Here is a 17,767-nt window from a genome sequence, read left to right on the forward strand (position 1 = left end):
CATCATTTCCATGCTGATCACCCTGTGTTCTCCTGCTCAAAAATTGAGCAGAAGCAGTTGAACACCTGGGTCAGTTTTCAGTCGGCAGAACAGCCTTTACTGGGTCAGTTTTCGGTCAGCGGCAACACCCTTGTATTTGCGTGTGGAAATGGTAATGGCTGAAGAACTGTTTTTGAAAGAATTCAGCAACACGTCAGTTTTTGTGTAGCCAAGATATAGCGCAACCGCGAGCCAGACAAACATGCTGATGAGCACAACTCCACACGAACTGCCGACAACCAATTCCGCAGTAGTCATTTCAAATTCTCATAAACAAGTTCGCCAATTATTTCGCCACCCATCTCACCAAGCGTGCTGCCCGCAAAAGAACCAATGCCAACCGCGATGACACTGCACGCCAGCAGACCAACACCTGCTGTCGCTACACCCAGCCCAATGCAAAGTCCGCCAACTGCAGAAGTTGTTAGTAATGCACCTGCCATGGCACCACCAGCGATCCCCCCAGCAAAACTGCTCGTTTCCGTGAACCTGATTCGTTCGCATGCTTCGGTGTTTCCCGCCGAACACACATCTTGCACCTTCATGGCCGACGCCCCTCCACCGACCGCAGTGCCAACCCAGCCTCCGTATTTGAGGTATTTGGAAGCCTTGGCCACCCCCTCTAGATGAGTGGCGTATCCCGGCATCTGCCCTACGCCGCCGGCTTCAGTCCAGCGATGTAGCAGGCTGGGAGGCGAGAGAAACATTGCACGATTCAAATTGGGATGATCGGGGAAACCGATGCCTTTGCGCGTGAGGCTTGTCATATGGATATCGAGTTGAGCGAGCAGCTTTTGGCGTTCTGCCAGAAACGTCGGTGAACTCAGGTGGCCATCGCGCAGAAATGAATACTGATGCAACGCTTCGATTTTTTTCAGGGTGTCGCTGACGCTATCCAGATTGTTTTTGAGAACACTCGCACCAACGCCGATTGCGGTCGAGCCATGTCCCAGGAAGGTCTGAATGGCATCACGGTGCTGCACCATGAAATCCGCCTCTTCTGGGCTAAGCGTTTCAATGATCTGATTGGTCTTGGCTGCCACGTCCATGAGCAGGGCTTCTTCACGGGTGCATTGGTAATTTTTGGGGTCGCTCAGCACGATCATCGAACCGGCTTTGACGTCGCGCAGGTTCGGATTGAGCAGCTTGAATTTGCCCATCACCGCCGGGTCACGCAGGGTGAACAGGGAGGCTTCCAGCTGTTCACGGGTGGTGCTCTTTGGCACGATGTAAAAGCCCGGTTCCTGGGCCGCTGCACTGCCGACGGGCACTGGCTTGGGAGTGTTCGACGCGGACGCGAAACCGGCTGATCGTGGCGCTACCGGATTGCCGGCGAGAGGCGTGGTCGGTTGGGACGCGGCCCTTGTGGATTGGGGCGCAGCACTGTGGCTCGACTCATAACTGGCGGTGAAAACCGACGGGATCAACCTGGCTCTGCACGGGCAGGTGCTGTAGCTGTCCAGCGAGCCCGCCACGATCCTGCCATGACTGTTGATGTAGGAGGCGCCTCCCGCGATCTTGTAGGTTTCGTCGTTTTTCCCGCAGGAAACGCGGTCGCCTTCACGAGCATGGGCGATACCAAACATCATGACGCGTGTGTCGGCTTCCAACACCTTGCCGCCGCAAGTGGTCTCGTCACCCAGGCGAATGAAATGCCCTTTGGCCATTGCTGAACTCCCTCTCTAAGGGCTCCCCAGTGATGGAAAGCGCGCCACTGTTAACGATCGATAAGCCGGCTCGGGATGAGCGGCTTAACGCAAAATACGCGGACAGAGAGGAAACTCAAGATGGCCTAAAAAATCAGGAAAAATCCCACAAAGTAGGCGGAAAAAGGCGACAACAATGGAGATAAGGCAAATACCCGTTCGTGCTTGGTTCCTACAAAAGGGATACTCAAAACGAAACGTCCTTCGCCCCACCATCTTCTCGGCGGCAAGTCATGTACTGCTCGATTGGTGGTTGCACCAGTGGTGACTGCACGATACCCTTCCGCCGTCGCTGCCAATTCAGCGACCGGGTGTGAGAGCCCGAAACAATCAAGGCGCAAAGCGCCCCAAAACCTGTCGTGGCGTTTTTTTTCGTCTGCGATATGGCTTTATGGCGGCTGTGCGTGGGAGACCTTCGGGTCTACCGGTTGCCTTGATTGCCGGTTTCTCACCCCGCGCACGGCTGTCACCCAAGCCTGTGAGAAGGCTCGTGGCAGCTCCTCAAATCAAGGATGTTGACCATGACCAAGACAAATCCGTTTGAAATTTGGCTTTCCCCTCAACGCAATTCCCAATCGCGTAACCCCCTCCCCCATTGCCTCTCCATCCTCGGAGGTGGCCAATGACCGAACAACCTGAACTCAAGACCATCGGCCTGACACCCGCGATCTACTGCGCGGATCAACCACTATTTCATGTCACTCGCGGCGTTCCTCTCGGCGATGCGTTGTCCATGGCCTCCGATTTTCTGTTCCTGGCTAAAACGCTCACTGAGGATGCTGCTTATGCCAGAGACACCGACCGACACGCTTGGGCTGCGCATTATCTGACTTCGATGAGTAAGGCGTTGGTGGATGATGCGGTGAAGGTGCTGACTCGGGATCGGGTTTGTATGCCGGTATCCAAGAAGGCGGGAGAAAAAGCTGGGGCTTAGTGTTTGGGCCTGTGGGGTGTGGGTTGTTTGCGAGGGTGGTCGCTGATTCAGCATTTGTGTTGGCTGGGCTGGCGCTATCGCGGGCAAGCCCGCTCCCACAGGGTTGTGGTGAGTGGCCGGCATCGGTTGACCCTGGTGTGTGATCGGGTTTGCGGTGCATCTCAGCATTGAGGCCGGTTGGGCTGGCGCTATCGCCAGCAGGGCTGGCTCCCACAGGGGGATGCGCATCAGCAGGGAGTGCGCGTCAGCCCTGGGTTTCGGGGTTTCGATTAGAGCGGGTCAGAGCAGGTGTTGGGAGATCAGTTTTGAGATTTCTACCATGGACGTCTTGCCGGTGAATTCGAATTTCACTTTGCCCAGGGACGAGAAGTAGATCTCCAGTTCCGAATCCAGGTCGAAGGTGCCGGAGGTTTCTACGGAGTAGGCGACGATGTTTTTGTAGGGCAGCGAGGTGAAGTCTTTTTTGCTGCCGGTGATGCCCTGGACGTTGACGGCGATGATGCGTTTGTTGGTGAACACTACGCCATCGCGAATGGATTTGTAGGCGTCGATCACTTGCTCGCCGTCCAGCAGCAGGGCACTGACGCGTTCTGCGTATTCTTCGTTTTGCTTGAGTTTGAAGAAGCCTTTGTTGTTGAAATCAATCATCTGCTTTTCCCTGTTTTCTGGCGGTGAGTTCCAGGCTGATCGTGACGTACCTGGGCATCGGGGGCGAATCAAGACAGGGAAATCTCCCACAAGCCCTACAGAAAACGGCGTCGAAAATTGTGACAGGGTGAAACCGGGGCACCACGCACCCCGGTCAAACGTCCTACCCGTCACGCTTTCCCGTCAAAAATGTACCTTCAGCAAGAGACTCAGCGCGTTCTGGTCTGTTTCAAATCCTGAAGTGTCTTCAATCCCGTATTTATTCGACCAGTAATCCCACTCGATCCCCGCATAAAACTGCTTCTGCCGTTGCCCCAGCGCCTTGCCCACGTCGTATTTGATCTGCGGGTTGAAGTGCAAACTCTTGGCTACGTAGTCGGAGGTGCCTTTGGTGCCGACGTCGTTGACGTACCACTCCAGGTAGCCGTCGAAGAGGATGTCGGAGCGGCCCAGCGGGAGGGTCATGGACCAGGTGGGGTTGATTTGCCATTGGCCGGAGGCCTTGCCGGTGATGCCGTCGGGTTTGCGGTAGTAGGTGTTCAGGGAGAAGCGATCGAAGCCTGGCAGGGCGAGGTCGACGGCGGGGCCGAGCAGGTATTTGCGGTTGCGGTCTTTGCCGCGTTCGTAGGTGGCGCCGATGAGCACGTCCTTGATGATGCCGTAGCTCAGATCGCGGTCGCTGATTTTACCCAGGGACAGGCGCGGGGAGAATTCGCCGTAGTAGGAATGGCCGTCGTCACCCGAGAGGCCGTTGGACCATTTGTTGTCGACGAACATGAAGACGTCGCCCCAGGTCCAGCCGCTGGCGTGTTCGAAGGTGATTGTTTGCTGGGTGTCGTCGCCGGTGCCGTCGACTTTGAAGTGCTGGCCGTAGAGGTAGCTCAGGCTGTTGTCGTTCCACAACAACGGGCCGGCTTCGACGCCGGCGCTGGCCAGGGCGAACAGCGGCAGCAGGCTGCGGCGCAAAAGAGGTGCAAGTAATGTAGATGTTTTCATGGGCTGCCCTTGTCAGGTGATTGGCGGATATCACCGGCAAGGCATGCCCGAGCTGCGGGTTAGCCACTGTTCTGGCCCTCAACGTAATGAGGGGCGCCCCTTGCCGGGTACGCGGCGTAATGCCGCCAGAGCAATGCCCTGCACCTTGGGTCCTGTTGGAGCCGCTCAGTGCTGACCGCTTCTACTCGATACGGGACTTAGCACGGGTTGTGCCAACTGATCGAATACAATCAGCAAGCCCCATTCAGCACAATCCACGCCTAAAACTGCACACTCAATCGGCGAATTCGCTGCGCACCAACTTGAGGCCCGCCCAGAAAAATTCGCACCATCGCGATTCATCTCCCCACTGCTCCCCGAGCGCCTGAAACGCCGAATCCCCTGACTGCGGGGCAGCAACAACTTGGCACACTTCTGGCTTTAGCTCCCCTCGAGTAGAAGCGGTCAGTGCCAGCCATGGCACCGGGCATTGCTCTTGCGCCCTTCCCTGTGGGCGTACGTCCGATTGGATGCTTGAACGCGGCGCCAACGCCCCGGGCAAGAGAGAAGTGTTAGCCGCGTGACTACGCCTTGGCGCCCTCTCTCTTCCCACGTTCTCTCCAGTCGGTCCCTCGCTGGCGTGCCGATTGGCGCGCGGCGGTTTTCGAATCGTTGTGGAGAACACATCATGAAAATTCGCTTTGCCTTGGGTCAACCGCTTCGCTCGCTACTGGCCATGGCCCTCGTGCCCGCTGCCCTGGTTGCGTCTCCGCTGGCCCTGGCCAATGAAAAGGTAGTGCTGCTGACCTCCTGGTATGCCCAGGCCGAACAGGGTGGTTTCTATCAGGCCCTGGCCGATGGTTTGTACGAGAAAGAAGGCCTGGACGTGACCATTCGCATGGGTGGGCCGCAGGTCAATGGCATGCAGTTGCTGGTCAACAAGCAGGCCGACTTCATCGTCAACTACGACTTGCAGATCCTCAAGAGCGTGGAGCAAGGCCTGCCCGTGGTAGCCGTGGCCGCGCCGTTTCAGGGCGACCCCCAGGGCTTGTTGACCCATGCCGATGTCAGTGGCCTGGACGCCCTGCAGAACAAGCAGGTTCTGGTGTCCACCTCAGGCCAGCAAACCTGGTGGCCGTGGCTCAAGGGCAAGTACCAACTCAAGGACAGCCAGGCCCGGCCTTACACCTTCAACCTGCAACCCTTCCTCGCCGACGCCAACACCACGCAGCAGGCCTATGCCAGTTCCGAGTTGTTCCAGGCGATGAAGACCGGGGAGAAAGCCAACTTTTTCCTGTTCGCCGACGCCGGCTACCCGCCCTACGGCTCGACCCTGGCCACCCGTCAGGACGTGATCGATCAGCACCCTGACCGGGTCCAGCGTTTTGTCCGCGCCTCGATGGAGGGCTGGAAGCGTTACCTGGACAACCCGAGCGCCAACCACCTGATCAAGGCCGACAACCCGAACATGAGCGATGAGCTGCTCGCCTGGGGCTTGTCGACCCTCAAGCAATACCGCCTGGTCACCGGCGGCGATGCCGCCACCCAGGGCATCGGCGTGATGAGCGATGCGCGCTGGCAGGCCACCCGCAATTTCATGGTCGAAGCCGGCCTGCTCGGTGCCGATGCGCCTTGGCAGAAGGCCTATACCACGCGCTTCGTCCAGGACCTGAAGGTGCTGCCGACTGCCGAGCAGGCCGCCAGCCGCTAAGCCCGATTGCACCAACTTTGCACCCAAAGCCCGGGCCCAAGAGCCGGCTGAACGAACACCGTGAGGACACTTGTTATGTTGGTTACCAAACAACCTGTATTGCGCCGCTTCTGGTACGCCCTGCTGCCCATGACCGCACTGGATGCCGGCCCGCAACCCTTCACGCTGCTGGGTGAAGCCCTGGTGCTGTGGAAGCGCCCCGACGGCACCCCGGTGGCCATGCGCGACCGTTGCTGCCACCGCACCGCCAAGCTTTCGAAGGGCTTCGTCAGCGAGGACGGCAACATCGCCTGCGGCTATCACGGCTGGGAATACGACTGCACCGGCACCTGCGTGAAGATCCCGCAAAACCCCGCGGGCATGATCCCGCCGGGCGCCTCGGTCCAGGCCTTTCACTGCCAGGAAAAATACGGCTACGCCTGGGTCGCCCTCGACGATCCGCTGCAGCCTATCCCTGAGTTTCCCGAAGACGGCGCACCGGGCTACCGGCGCATCTTCCAGTTTTATGAAGAGTGGAAAACCAGCCCGCTGCGGGTCATGGAAAACTCCTTCGACAACTCGCACTTTTCCTTCGTCCATAAGGCCAACTTCGGCCTGTTCGACCAGCCGGCGCCGGCCGGCTACGAGTTCCGCGAAACCGACTACGGCTTCGAGGCCGAAACCCGGGTGCCGATTCGCAACCCCGAGGAAAGCTTTCGCATCACCGGCACCCGCGAGCCGATCACCCAGCGCCACCTGATCAACCGTTATTACCTGCCTTTCTCCCGGCGCTTTGGCTGTATGTACCCGGACAGCGGCATCCACCACATCATCTACAACTGCGCGACACCCATGGAAGACGGGCGCCTGATGCTGGTCCAGTGGCTGTACCGCAACGACAGCGAGGAACAATGCTCGACCCAGGAGCTGATCGACTGGGACGCGGCGATCACCGCCGAAGACCGCGACATCCTCGAAGCTACCGATTACGACGCCTGTGTCGACACCCGGCGCAGGGTGGAACTGCACATGCCGTCGGACAAGCCCGGCCTGGTGATTCGTCGGCAACTGCTGGGCCTGCTCGAAGCCCACGGCGAAAGCGAAGTGTTCCTCAGCCACTGAGTTCAGCGCCCCGGTGCGCCGGGGCTTATCCGGTCGCTCATGACCCCAGGGGAGAGCGCTATGTTGATGCAAACCATAACTCCAGCCGACGCCCGGCCACAGGCGTTGCCCGGCACCGACAGCGTCGGTGTGCAAACGCCGCTGTTCGCCAACCAGGTGGAAAAAACCTACAGCAATGGCACCCAGGCCTTGAGCCGGGTGAAGCTGGCGATTCAGCGCGGCGAGTTCGTGTCGTTGCTCGGCCCTTCGGGCTGCGGCAAGAGCACCTTGCTGAAGATGTTCGCCGGCCTCGAACAGCCCTCCGCCGGCCATGTGCGCTGGTGGGGCAAGGACAGCCCGGCCAGCCCGACGCAAGGGCAAAGCCTGGCCATGGTGTTCCAGGAGGCGACCCTGATGCCCTGGGCACGGGTCAGCGATAACGTGCGCCTGCCCCTGGACCTGGCCGGTGTACCCAAAACCCAGAGCCAGCCCAAGGTCGATGCGGCGCTGGCCCTTGTCGGCCTGGACCGCTTCAGTCAGGTGTACCCGCGGGAGCTGTCCGGCGGCATGCAAATGCGCGCATCCATCGCCCGGGCCCTGGCCACCGAGCCCAATCTGCTGCTGATGGATGAGCCGTTCGGCGCCCTGGACGAGTTCACTCGCAACAAGCTCGACAGCGACCTGCGCCAGCTGTGGGCCAGCCGCGACCTGACCGTGGTGTTCGTCACCCACAGCATTTTCGAGGCGGTGTACCTGTCGTCGCGGGTGGTGGTGATGGGCGCGCGCCCCGGCCGGGTAATCGCCGACATCGAGATCGACGGCCCCCTGGAGCGGGACGAGGCCTACCGCACTTCCCCGGCCTTTATCGAGCAGTGCGCACGCCTGTCCCGGCTGCTGGCCGAGGCCAATGGCGACCTTTGCTGATTTCACTATGAGAGCCCGATCATGAGCCCATCCTTTACTCCCTGGTTGCGTCACCCCACAGTGTTGCGCATCGTCTCGCCGCTGCTGCTCGGCGCCGTGTTGCTCGGTCTGTGGCAACTGGCCTGCGTGGCCTGGCAGGTGCCGGTGTACTTGGTGCCCTCCCCGGCCGATATCGGCCGCACCTTGATCAGCGATGGCCCGATGCTGCTGGGTGCGTTGTGGATGACCTTGAAGATCACCTTCTTCTCGTTCGCCCTGGCGGTGCTGATCGGCACGTTGGCGGCCTTTGTCTTCGTGCAGAGCCGGGTGCTGGAAGCCAGCCTGTTCCCCTACGCCATCCTGTTGCAGGTCACGCCGGTAGTGGCGGTGGCGCCGCTGATCATCATCTGGTGCAGCAACACCACGCTGGCGTTGGTGATTTGCGCGACCCTGGTGGCGATCTTCCCGATCATCGCCAACACCGTACTGGGCCTGCGCAGCGTCAACCCCGGCCTGCTTAATCTGTTCCGCCTGAACCGCGCCAGCCGTTGGCAGGTGTTGCTGCGCCTGCGCATTCCCAGCGCCCTGCCGTGCTTTTTTGCCGGGTTGCGCATTGCCAGCGGGCTGGCCTTGATCGGCGCGGTGGTGGCGGAGTTCGTCGCCGGCACCGGGGGCACTGGCGCCGGGCTGGCGTACCAGATTCTCCAGGCCGGCTTTCAACTGAATATTCCAAGGCTTTTCGCCGCCCTGCTGCTGATCGCCCTGACCGGTGTCGCGCTGTTCAGCCTGATGGCCCTGCTGGCCCGGTTGAGCCTGCGCAACTGGCACGAAAGCGAACTCGGCTAACCCTTTGAGTCCGCCGCAGGTGCGGCGTATGGAGCCTCACATGACGTTTCAAAACAGCTGGCTGGTGCGCAATGCCAGCGCCATTCTCACCGGTTTGTCCGGCGCGGCGGCACGCCATGCCGGGCCCGATATTCGCATCGTCGACGGGCGCATCGCTGCCATCGGCGCCCTGCAAGCCCTGCCCGGGGAGCGCGTGCTGGATGCCACCGATTGCGTGGTCTACCCGGCCTGGGTCAATACCCACCATCACCTGTTCCAGTCGCTGCTCAAGGGCATTCCCGCAGGCATCGACCAGAGCCTGGGGGCCTGGCTTGGGGCCGTGCCCTATCGCTATCGCGGCCTGTTTGACGAGCAGAGCTTTCGCCTGGCCGCACGCATTGGTCTGGTCGAGTTGGCGCGCTCCGGCTGCGCCACCGTCGCCGACCACCATTACCTGTATTTGCCGGGCATGGCCTTCGACAGCGCCGAGGTGCTGTTCGAGGAAGCCGAACGGCTGGGGCTGCGTTTTGTCCTGTGCCGTGGCGGCGCCACGCAGGCGCGGCAAGCCGAAGGCAACGCGGTGGCCGGGCCGGAGACTCTGGAGCAGTACCTGGGCGACGTTGAACGCCTGGTGCGCCGTTACCACGACCCGGCCGCCGACGCCTGGCGCCGGGTGGTGATGGCGCCCACCAGCCCGCCCTACTCCATGCCGGCGGAGCACCTGCGCGAAACTGCCCGGGTCGCCCGGCGGCTGGGCATTCGCCTGCACAGCCACCTGAGCGAAACCGTCGAATACCAGAATGAGGTGCAACAACGCCATGGCATGTCGCCGGTGGTGTTCTGTGCCGAGCAGGAGTGGCTGGGGCCGGACGTGTGGTTCGCCCATCTGGTGAAACTCGACGCCGAAGAAATCCGGATGCTCGGGGCCAGCGGCACGGGCATCGCCCATTGCCCGCAAAGCAATGGCCGCCTGGGCAGCGGCATCGCCGATGTGGTGGCCATGGAAGCCGCCGGGATGCAGGTGTCGATCGGCGTGGACGGCGCCGCCTCCAACGAGGCCTGCGACATGATCAGCGAAACCCATGCCGCCTGGCTGATGCAGCGGGCCAAGGCCGGCGAACGCACCCGGCCGCGTCATGCCGGCGGCGACGAGGAAGGCGGTGCCCACGCGGCAACGGTGGAAGACGTGGTGCGCTGGGGTACCGCCGGCGGGGCCAAGGTGTTGGGCCTGGACGCCGTCGGCAGCCTGCAGGTGGGCATGGCGGCCGACGTGGCGATCTACCGCCTCGACCAGCCGCGCTACTTCGGCCTGCACGACCCGGCGATCGGCCCGGTGGTGGGAGGCGGACGCCCGACCTTGCGCGCCTTGCTGGTGGGCGGGCGGTTGACCGTCGACAACGACCAACTGCCCGACCTCGACCTGGCCGAACTCGGCGCCCAGGCCCGGGACGCGGTGCGCCGCTTGCAGCAGGCCGCAGGAGTACGCGCATGAGCTGGTCTGCCCTGCACGTGCGCAGCCTGCGCCTGGAAGCCGACGATGTTCTGGGTATCGAACTGGCCCCCGTCGACGCCGCGCCCCTGCCCTTCACCTGGACGCCAGGCGCCCATGTCGACCTGCGCCTGGGCAACGGCGCGGTGCGCCAGTACTCGGTGCTGAGCCTGCCGGAAGATGGCCACCTGTACCTGGGGATCAAGCGCGAGCCCACCTCCCGGGGTGGCTCGCGCTGGCTGCACGAGCAACTGCGCCTGGGTGCGCAGATCGAAGTCAGCGCGCCACGCAATCTGTTTGCCCTGCAACCGGGCAACGGGCCGGTGACGCTGGTGGCAGCGGGCATCGGCATTACGCCGTTGCTGCCAATGTATCGCCAATGCCTGGCCGAAGGTCGACCCGTGCGCTTGCTGTACTTCACCCGGGAGACGCGCCAGGCGCCTTTCATCCAACGCCTGGGCGCCGACGTCCAGTGGTACGGCGGGTTGCGCGCCGGGCAGATCGCCGAGCTGCTGACCAGTCAATTTCCCGCCTGGCAAAGCACCGCCGGCTTGTACTGCTGCGGCCCGACCGGCTTCATGGACACCGTCGAACAGGCGGCGCTAAAGGCGAACTGGCCGGCCTCAGCCCTGTATCGCGAGCACTTCCAGGCCCGGCAGCCCGCGAACCATGAGGCGCAGAGCTTTTCGCTGGAGCTGCGACGCAGTGGTTGTGAGGTACAGGTGCAAGCCGGGGAAAGCCTGATCGAGGCGGCGGCGCGGGTTGGGGTCAGTCTGGAGTTTTCCTGTGGCATGGGCATGTGCGGCGCTTGCGTGTGCCGGGTGCTTGAAGGCGAACCGGAACACCGCGACGACTGCCTGAATGACGCCCAGCGCCAAAGTGGTGAATGGATCGCGCCCTGCGTTTCCGGTAGTCGCGGCACACGCCTGGTGCTGGATGCCTGAGCGGTGAGGAATGAGGCCCGTCAAATCGGGCCTGGTTGGGCCGTCCGTAGATGCCCAACCCAACATTTGCGCCGCACTCTTCTAGACTTAATAGGTGGTCGCAGACAGAACCAAGCACGTCGCTTTGGTACAGCTGAATCAACGCCCCCGTGGCAATCTGGGTTTTATGCCCTTTCAGAGGCGCGGCGAAGACCGCACCGGGCACAACAAGATGCCCGCTCAGGGTGCCCTGGCCAACGGCCAAATTGCCACGATGCCGTGACGTGGTGTGAGTGCCGCAGCCAACACTTCCGGACAACCGACTACCCTCTTGTGTGTCCGTGACCGTGAGGATTGCTGAATGCCTGATGTTGAGTTGCACCTGCCTTTGGTCAACAGCCTGCTGGAGCGCCACAAGGGCTCTGCGGGTGCGCTGTTGCCCATTCTTCATGATATTCAGGAGCGCATTGGGTACATCCCCGATGCCGCCGTCCCCGAGATTGCTCATGCGCTGAACCAGAGTCAGGCCGAGGTTCGTGGGGTGATCAGTTTTTACCATGATTTCCGTACCGCGCCGCCCGCGCGGCATATCCTGCGGCTGTGCCGGGCCGAGTCGTGCAAGAGTCGTGGTGCCGAGCAGTTGGCGGCGCAGTTGCGCGAACGTCTGCAACTGGACGATCACGGCAGCAGCGCCGATGGCAGCATCAGTTTGCGGCCGGTGTATTGCCTGGGGGCATGCGCCTGTTCGCCGGCGCTGGAGCTGGATGGCCGGGTGCATGCGCGGCTGACTGCTGAACGGCTGGATGCTCTGCTCGACGCTTGCCGGGAGGACGCATAATGCCCGCTTTCTATGTGTCTCGTGATTCGGTAGCCCGTGCCGTGGGTGCCGAAGAGGTCGTGGAGGCCCTTGTCATCCATGGCCGGGGTCGCGTTGTACCGCTGGTGATAAACCGCACCAGCTCGCGTGGCCTGTACTGGCTGGAACCATTGCTGGAAGTGGATACGCCGCAAGGTCGTTTCGGCTTCGGCCCACTGACTGCTGACGATGTACCGTCAGTGCTCGAAGCCCTGAAAGGCGAGCCGTCTGCTCATCCATTGGCCCTGGGTCTGGTGGAAGAGTTGCCCTATCTGAAGACTCAACAACGCCTGCTGTTTGCCCGCGCTGGCATCACCCGGCCGCTGTACATCGACGATTACCTGGATCATGGCGGTTTCGAGGGTTTGAAAAGAGCCGTCACCCTCGGTGGCGAACGGACTGCGACTGAAGTGTTCGACTCCGGCCTGCGTGGCCGTGGCGGCGCGGCCTTCCCCGCCGGGATCAAATGGCGCACGGTGCGCGCGACTGAAGCGGCGCAAAAGTACATCGTGTGCAACGCCGACGAAGGCGACTCCGGCACCTTTGCCGATCGCATGTTGATGGAAGGCGACCCCTTCCTGCTCATCGAAGGGATGGCCATTGCCGGCCTGTGCGTCGGCGCCACTTATGGCTACATCTATGTGCGCTCGGAATATCCGGATGCCGTGGCCATCCTGCGCAACGCGCTGGAGATTGCCCGGAAGAATGGTTACCTAGGCGCCAATGTCGGCGGCAGCGGTCAGGCTTTCGATATGGAAGTGCGGGTCGGTGCCGGCGCCTACATCTGCGGTGAAGAAACCGCGCTGCTGGACTCCCTCGAAGGCAAGCGCGGCATCGTCCGTGCCAAGCCGCCGATCCCCGCCTTGAAGGGATTGTTCGGCCAGCCGACGCTTGTGCATAACGTGCTGACTTTGGCCTCGGTGCCGCTGATTCTGGCCAAGGGCGCGCAGTTCTATCGCGATTACGGCATGGGCCGTTCCCTGGGCACCATGCCCTTCCAGTTGGCGGGCAATGTGCGTCGCAGCGGGCTGGTGGAACGAGCCTTTGGCCTGACCCTGCGCGAGCTGGTGGATGACTACGGCGGCGGGACTGCCAGTGGTCGACCGCTGAAGGCTGCGCAGGTGGGTGGCCCGCTCGGCGCCTGGGTGCCACCTTCTCAGTTCGATACGCCGCTGGATTACGAAGCCTTTGCCGCCATAGGCGCGATGCTCGGTCACGGTGGTGTGGTGGTGGCGGACGACACCTTGGACATGGCTCACATGGCGCGCTTCGCCATGGAGTTCTGCGCCGAGGAATCCTGTGGCAAATGCACGCCGTGCCGCATCGGCTCGACCCGGGGCGTGGAGGTAATCGACCGGTTGCTGGCCGCGCAAGACCCGAACGGGCGCGATGAGCAGGTGATCATCCTCAAGGACCTGTGCGACACCCTGCAATACGGTTCGCTGTGCGCGTTGGGCGGCATGGTGTCCTTTCCGGTCGCCAGCGCCCTCAAGCACTTCCCCGCCGACTTCGGCTTGTTGCCCCCGGAGGCCGAGCAATGATCACTCTCTTCGACCCGAAAACAGACATTGACCTTGGTACTCCCGCCCGCGACAGCCAGGTGCAGGTCACCCTGAACATCGACGGCCGCAGCATCAGCGTGCCCGAAGGCACTTCGGTGATGCGCGCCGCTGCGTTGCTGGGCACCACCATTCCCAAACTCTGCGCCACCGACAGCCTGGAAGCCTTCGGCTCCTGCCGCATGTGCCTGGTGGAGATCGACGGCATGCGCGGCTACCCCGCGTCCTGCACCACGCCAGTGACTGAAGGCATGAGCGTGCACACCCAGACGCCGAAGCTCGCGACCCTGCGCCGCAACGTGATGGAGTTGTACATCTCCGATCACCCGCTGGACTGCCTGACCTGCTCGGCCAACGGCAACTGCGAGCTGCAAACCGTGGCCGGTCAGGTCGGTCTGCGGGAGGTGCGTTACGGCTACGAAGGCGACAACCATCTGGCCGATGTGAAGGACAAATCCAACCCCTACTTCGACTACGATCCGAGCAAGTGCATCGTCTGCAACCGCTGCGTGCGCGCCTGTGAAGAAACCCAGGGCACCTTTGCCCTGACCATTACCGGGCGCGGTTTTGAATCCCGGGTGGCCGCTGCCGGTGGGGATAACTTCCTCGATTCGGAATGCGTGTCCTGCGGCGCCTGTGTGCAAGCCTGCCCGACTGCGACCCTGATGGAAAAAAGCGTGGTCGAACTGGGTCAGCCCGAGCGCAGCGTGATCACCACCTGTGCCTATTGCGGCGTGGGCTGTTCGTTCCGCGCCGAGATGAAAGGCGACCAGTTGGTGCGCATGGTTCCGGACAAGAACGGCCAGGCCAACCACGGCCACTCCTGCGTCAAGGGGCGCTTTGCCTGGGGCTACGCCACCCACCCGGATCGCATTACCAAGCCGATGATCCGCCAGCACATCAACGACCCTTGGCAGGAAGTCAGCTGGGATGAGGCGGTGACCTATGCCGCCAGCGAATTCCGTCGGTTGCAGCAAAAATATGGCCGCGACTCCATTGGTGGGATTACCTCCAGCCGCTGCACCAACGAAGAAACCTATCTGGTGCAAAAGCTGGTGCGCGCGGCGTTCGGCAATAACAACGTCGACACCTGTGCGCGGGTTTGCCATTCGCCGACTGGTTATGGCCTGAAGCAAACGTTGGGCGAGTCCGCCGGCACCCAGAGTTTCGACTCGGTGATGCAGGCTGACGTGATTCTGGTGATGGGCGCGAACCCGAGCGATGCGCACCCGGTATTCGCTTCCCAGCTCAAGCGCCGTCTGCGTGAAGGCGCTCGGCTGATCGTCATCGATCCACGCCGCATTGATCTGGTGGATTCGGTGCATGCCCGTGCTGAACTGCACCTGGCTCTGCGCCCCGGCACCAACGTCGCCATGCTCAACGCACTGGCCCATGTGATCGTCACCGAAGGCTTGCTCAATCAGGCCTTTATCGACGCCCGTTGCGAGGGCAGTGATTTCGCCAACTGGCGCGAGTTCGTCAGCCGACAGGAAAATTCGCCGGAAATGCTGGGCGCGATCTGCGGTGTGCCTGCTGCCGACATTCGTGCCGCTGCGCGCCTGTATGCCACCGGCGGCAACGCGGCGATCTACTACGGCCTCGGCGTCACCGAGCACAGCCAGGGCAGCACCGCCGTCATGGGCATTGCCAACCTGGCCATGGCCACCGGCAACATCGGCCGCGAAGGCGTGGGCGTGAACCCGCTGCGGGGGCAGAACAACGTTCAGGGCTCCTGTGACATGGGCTCGTTCCCCCACGAGTTGCCCGGCTACCGGCACATATCCAACGAGGTGGTGCGCACGCAGTTCGAGCAGGCGTGGAACGTTACTCTGCAGTCCGAGCCGGGCCTGCGTATCCCCAACATGTTCGAGTCGGCCCTGGCCGGCAGTTTCAAGGGCCTGTATTGCCAGGGTGAGGACATTGCCCAGAGCGATCCGAATACTCAGCACGTCACTGCGGCGCTGTCGGCCATGGAGTGCGTGGTGGTGCAGGATATTTTCCTCAACGAAACCGCGAAGTTCGCCCATGTGTTTTTGCCGGGCGCTTCGTTCCTGGAAAAAGACGGCACCTTTACCAACGCCGAACGACGTATCTCGCGGGTGCGCAAGGTCATGGACCCGCTGGGCGGCAAGGCCGACTGGGAAGGTACGGTGGCGCTGGCCAACGCTTTGGGCTACCCGATGCACTACCAGCATCCATCGCAAATCATGGATGAAATCGCCCGCCTGACGCCGACCTTCACCAACGTCAACTACGCCGAACTGGATCGCCACGGCAGCCTGCAATGGCCGTGCAACGCGGCGGCACCGGACGGTACGCCGACCATGCACATCGAGGAGTTCGTGCGTGGCAAGGGGCGTTTCATGCTGACCGGGTACGTGCCGACCGAGGAGAAGGTCAACAGTCGTTATCCGCTGCTGCTGACCACCGGGCGCATCCTCAGCCAGTACAACGTTGGCGCTCAAACCCGGCGTACAGAGAACGTGGCCTGGCATGACGAAGACCGGCTGGAAATCCATCCGACCGACGCTGAAAGCCGTGGTATCAACGAAGGGGACTGGGTTGGTATTGGCAGCCGTGCCGGGCAGACGGTATTGCGGGCGCGGATCACCGAACGGGTTGCGCCGGGCGTGGTGTACACCACGTTCCACTTCCCGGAATCGGGGGCCAACGTGATTACCACCGACAACTCCGACTGGGCCACCAACTGTCCGGAGTACAAGGTGACGGCGGTGGAAGTCAGCCGCGTGTATCACCCGTCGGAGTGGCAGAAGCGCTTCCAGGCATTCAGTGACGAACAGGACCGATTGCTCAAGGATCGTCGACACGCCCGTGGTGATAAAGCGGAGGTACGCCGATGAGTACGGACAACCTGATCAAGATGGCCAACCAGATCGCCCAGTACTTTGCCAGCCAGCCGGACCAGGAGCAGGCGGTGCTGGGCGTGCGTAATCATTTGCAGATGTATTGGGCGCCGAGCATGCGCAAGGAGTTGTTGGCCTGGCAGATGGAGCATCAGGGGGCGCAATTGCATCCGCTGGTGCAGGCGGCGGTGAGTGGGGCGGGTTGGGGGGCTTAGGTTTGCACGATCCTGGGCGATACCCCTGACCTGCAGGCTGAAAAACTGCAGGAGCGAGCATGCTCGCGATGGACTAAAGAGCGCCGCGTTTAGCCAGGAAGCCCGCGTTATCGTTAGCGTCCATCGCGAGCGTGCTCGCTCCTACAGGTGCTGCGGTTAGCCAGGGAGCCCGCGTTATCGTTAACGACCATCGCGAGCATGCTCGCTCTTACAGGGTAATACTGTTCACTTAAGCGGGGGGCACACCTTGTGGCGAGGGGGTTTACCCCCGTTCGGCTGCGGAGCAGTCGTAAAACCATAACACGCGACGTACCTGATACACCTCGGTGGCAGGTTTTGGGGCCGCTCCGCGACCCACGGGGGCAAGCCCCCTCGCCACAAGTGTGTGACCCTGCTTAAGTGAACAGCATTACGCTCCTACAGGGGGTTGTGTGTGATGACAAGCGCCTGGCAGACGGAACATCAGGGCGTGAACTTGTACTCGGTGGAGCAGGCTGAAAAAACTGTAGGAGCGAGCCTGCTCGCGATGGATTAAAGAGCGCTGCGGTTAGCCAGGGAGCCCGCGTTATCGTTAGCGTCCATCGCGAGCGTGCTCGCTCCTACAGGTGCTGCGGTTAGCCAAGGAGCCTGCGTTATCGTTAACGACCATCGCGAGCATGCTCGCTCTTACAGGGTAATACTGTTCACTTAAGCGGGGGGCACACCTTGTGGCGAGGGGGTTTACCCCCGTTCGGCTGCGGAGCAGTCGTAAAACCATAACACGCGACGTACCTGATACACCTCGGTGGCAGGTATTGGGGCCGCTCCGCGACCCACGGGGGCAAGCCCCCTCGCCACAAGTGTGTGACCCTGCTTAAGTGAACAGCATTACGCTCCTACAGGGGGTTGTGTGTGATGACAAGCGCCTGGCAGACGGAACATCAGGGCGTGGACTTGTACTCGGTGGAGCAGGCTGAAAAAACTGCAGGAGCGAGCCTGCTCGCGATGGATTAAAGAGCGCTGCGGTTAGCCAGGGAGCCTGCGTTATCGTTAGCGTCCAT

At 61.9% G+C, this 17,767-nt stretch carries 14 protein-coding genes; 11 read left to right on the plus strand and 3 right to left on the minus strand.

Annotation, left to right across the window (positions count from 1 at the left end; all coding sequences use genetic code 11):
• Positions 1–293 precede the first annotated feature (293 nt).
• The gene (locus KW839_RS22545) at positions 294–1,706 is read right to left on the minus strand and encodes a PAAR domain-containing protein (protein WP_218425560.1); all 1,413 of its coding nucleotides are present in this window, start codon (positions 1,704–1,706) and stop codon (positions 294–296) included.
• Between the two features lie 661 nt (positions 1,707–2,367).
• Here KW839_RS22545 and KW839_RS22550 point away from each other — a divergent pair.
• Positions 2,368–2,679 carry a DUF3077 domain-containing protein gene (locus KW839_RS22550; RefSeq protein WP_218425561.1) on the plus strand — a complete coding sequence of 104 codons (312 nt, stop codon included), beginning with the start codon at positions 2,368–2,370 and terminating at the stop codon, positions 2,677–2,679.
• Positions 2,680–2,958: 279 nt separating this feature from the next.
• Here the strand turns inward: KW839_RS22550 and KW839_RS22555 are convergent, their stop codons facing one another.
• Together KW839_RS22555 and KW839_RS22560 are read right to left on the minus strand one after the other, a co-directional pair.
• Positions 2,959–3,327 carry a PH domain-containing protein gene (locus KW839_RS22555; protein WP_218425562.1) on the minus strand — a complete coding sequence of 123 codons (369 nt, stop codon included), beginning with the start codon at positions 3,325–3,327 and terminating at the stop codon, positions 2,959–2,961.
• 183 nt (positions 3,328–3,510) lie between these two features.
• Positions 3,511–4,323 (minus strand): outer membrane protein OmpK, encoded by an 813-nt coding sequence (locus KW839_RS22560; protein ID WP_218425563.1) that lies wholly within the window; start codon positions 4,321–4,323, stop codon positions 3,511–3,513.
• A gap of 667 nt (positions 4,324–4,990) precedes the next feature.
• On the opposite strand from KW839_RS22560, the gene KW839_RS22565 reads away from it, so the two are divergent.
• The 10 genes from KW839_RS22565 (at position 4,991) to KW839_RS22610 (ending at position 16,727) form a co-directional block, all read left to right on the plus strand.
• Complete coding sequence (locus KW839_RS22565) at positions 4,991–6,013, plus strand: ABC transporter substrate-binding protein (protein ID WP_218425564.1); 1,023 nt, start codon at positions 4,991–4,993, stop codon at positions 6,011–6,013.
• A 75-nt stretch (positions 6,014–6,088) separates the two neighbouring features.
• A complete protein-coding gene (locus tag KW839_RS22570) occupies positions 6,089–7,114 on the plus strand; it encodes an aromatic ring-hydroxylating dioxygenase subunit alpha (protein WP_034150857.1) in 1,026 nt (341 codons plus the stop codon).
• Positions 7,115–7,174: 60 nt separating this feature from the next.
• The gene (locus KW839_RS22575) at positions 7,175–8,017 is read left to right on the plus strand and encodes an ABC transporter ATP-binding protein (RefSeq protein WP_218425565.1); all 843 of its coding nucleotides are present in this window, start codon (positions 7,175–7,177) and stop codon (positions 8,015–8,017) included.
• A 96-nt stretch (positions 8,018–8,113) separates the two neighbouring features.
• Positions 8,114–8,842, plus strand: coding sequence for an ABC transporter permease subunit (locus KW839_RS22580; RefSeq protein ID WP_177336989.1), 729 nt, complete (start codon positions 8,114–8,116; stop codon positions 8,840–8,842).
• 40 nt (positions 8,843–8,882) lie between these two features.
• Entirely contained in the window at positions 8,883–10,313 is a 1,431-nt protein-coding gene (locus KW839_RS22585; protein WP_218425566.1) for an amidohydrolase family protein, read from the plus strand.
• Positions 10,310–11,254: a PDR/VanB family oxidoreductase gene (locus KW839_RS22590; RefSeq protein ID WP_218425567.1), complete on the plus strand. Its 945-nt coding sequence runs from the start codon at positions 10,310–10,312 to the stop codon at positions 11,252–11,254. The genes KW839_RS22585 and KW839_RS22590 overlap by 4 nt, the downstream gene beginning before the upstream one ends.
• Positions 11,255–11,594: 340 nt before the next feature.
• Positions 11,595–12,071, plus strand: coding sequence for a formate dehydrogenase subunit gamma (locus tag KW839_RS22595; protein WP_060543084.1), 477 nt, complete (start codon positions 11,595–11,597; stop codon positions 12,069–12,071).
• Entirely contained in the window at positions 12,071–13,630 is a 1,560-nt protein-coding gene (locus KW839_RS22600; RefSeq protein ID WP_218425568.1) for an NADH-quinone oxidoreductase subunit NuoF, read from the plus strand. Before KW839_RS22595 ends, KW839_RS22600 begins: the two co-directional genes overlap by 1 nt.
• The gene (fdhF, locus tag KW839_RS22605) at positions 13,627–16,509 is read left to right on the plus strand and encodes a formate dehydrogenase subunit alpha (protein ID WP_218425569.1); all 2,883 of its coding nucleotides are present in this window, start codon (positions 13,627–13,629) and stop codon (positions 16,507–16,509) included. Before KW839_RS22600 ends, fdhF begins: the two co-directional genes overlap by 4 nt.
• Complete coding sequence (locus tag KW839_RS22610) at positions 16,506–16,727, plus strand: formate dehydrogenase subunit delta (RefSeq protein ID WP_218425570.1); 222 nt, start codon at positions 16,506–16,508, stop codon at positions 16,725–16,727. Before fdhF ends, KW839_RS22610 begins: the two co-directional genes overlap by 4 nt.
• Positions 16,728–17,767: the final 1,040 nt, after the last annotated feature.

Source organism: Pseudomonas sp. PDM31, assembly GCF_019218965.1.
Taxonomy (GTDB): domain Bacteria; phylum Pseudomonadota; class Gammaproteobacteria; order Pseudomonadales; family Pseudomonadaceae; genus Aquipseudomonas.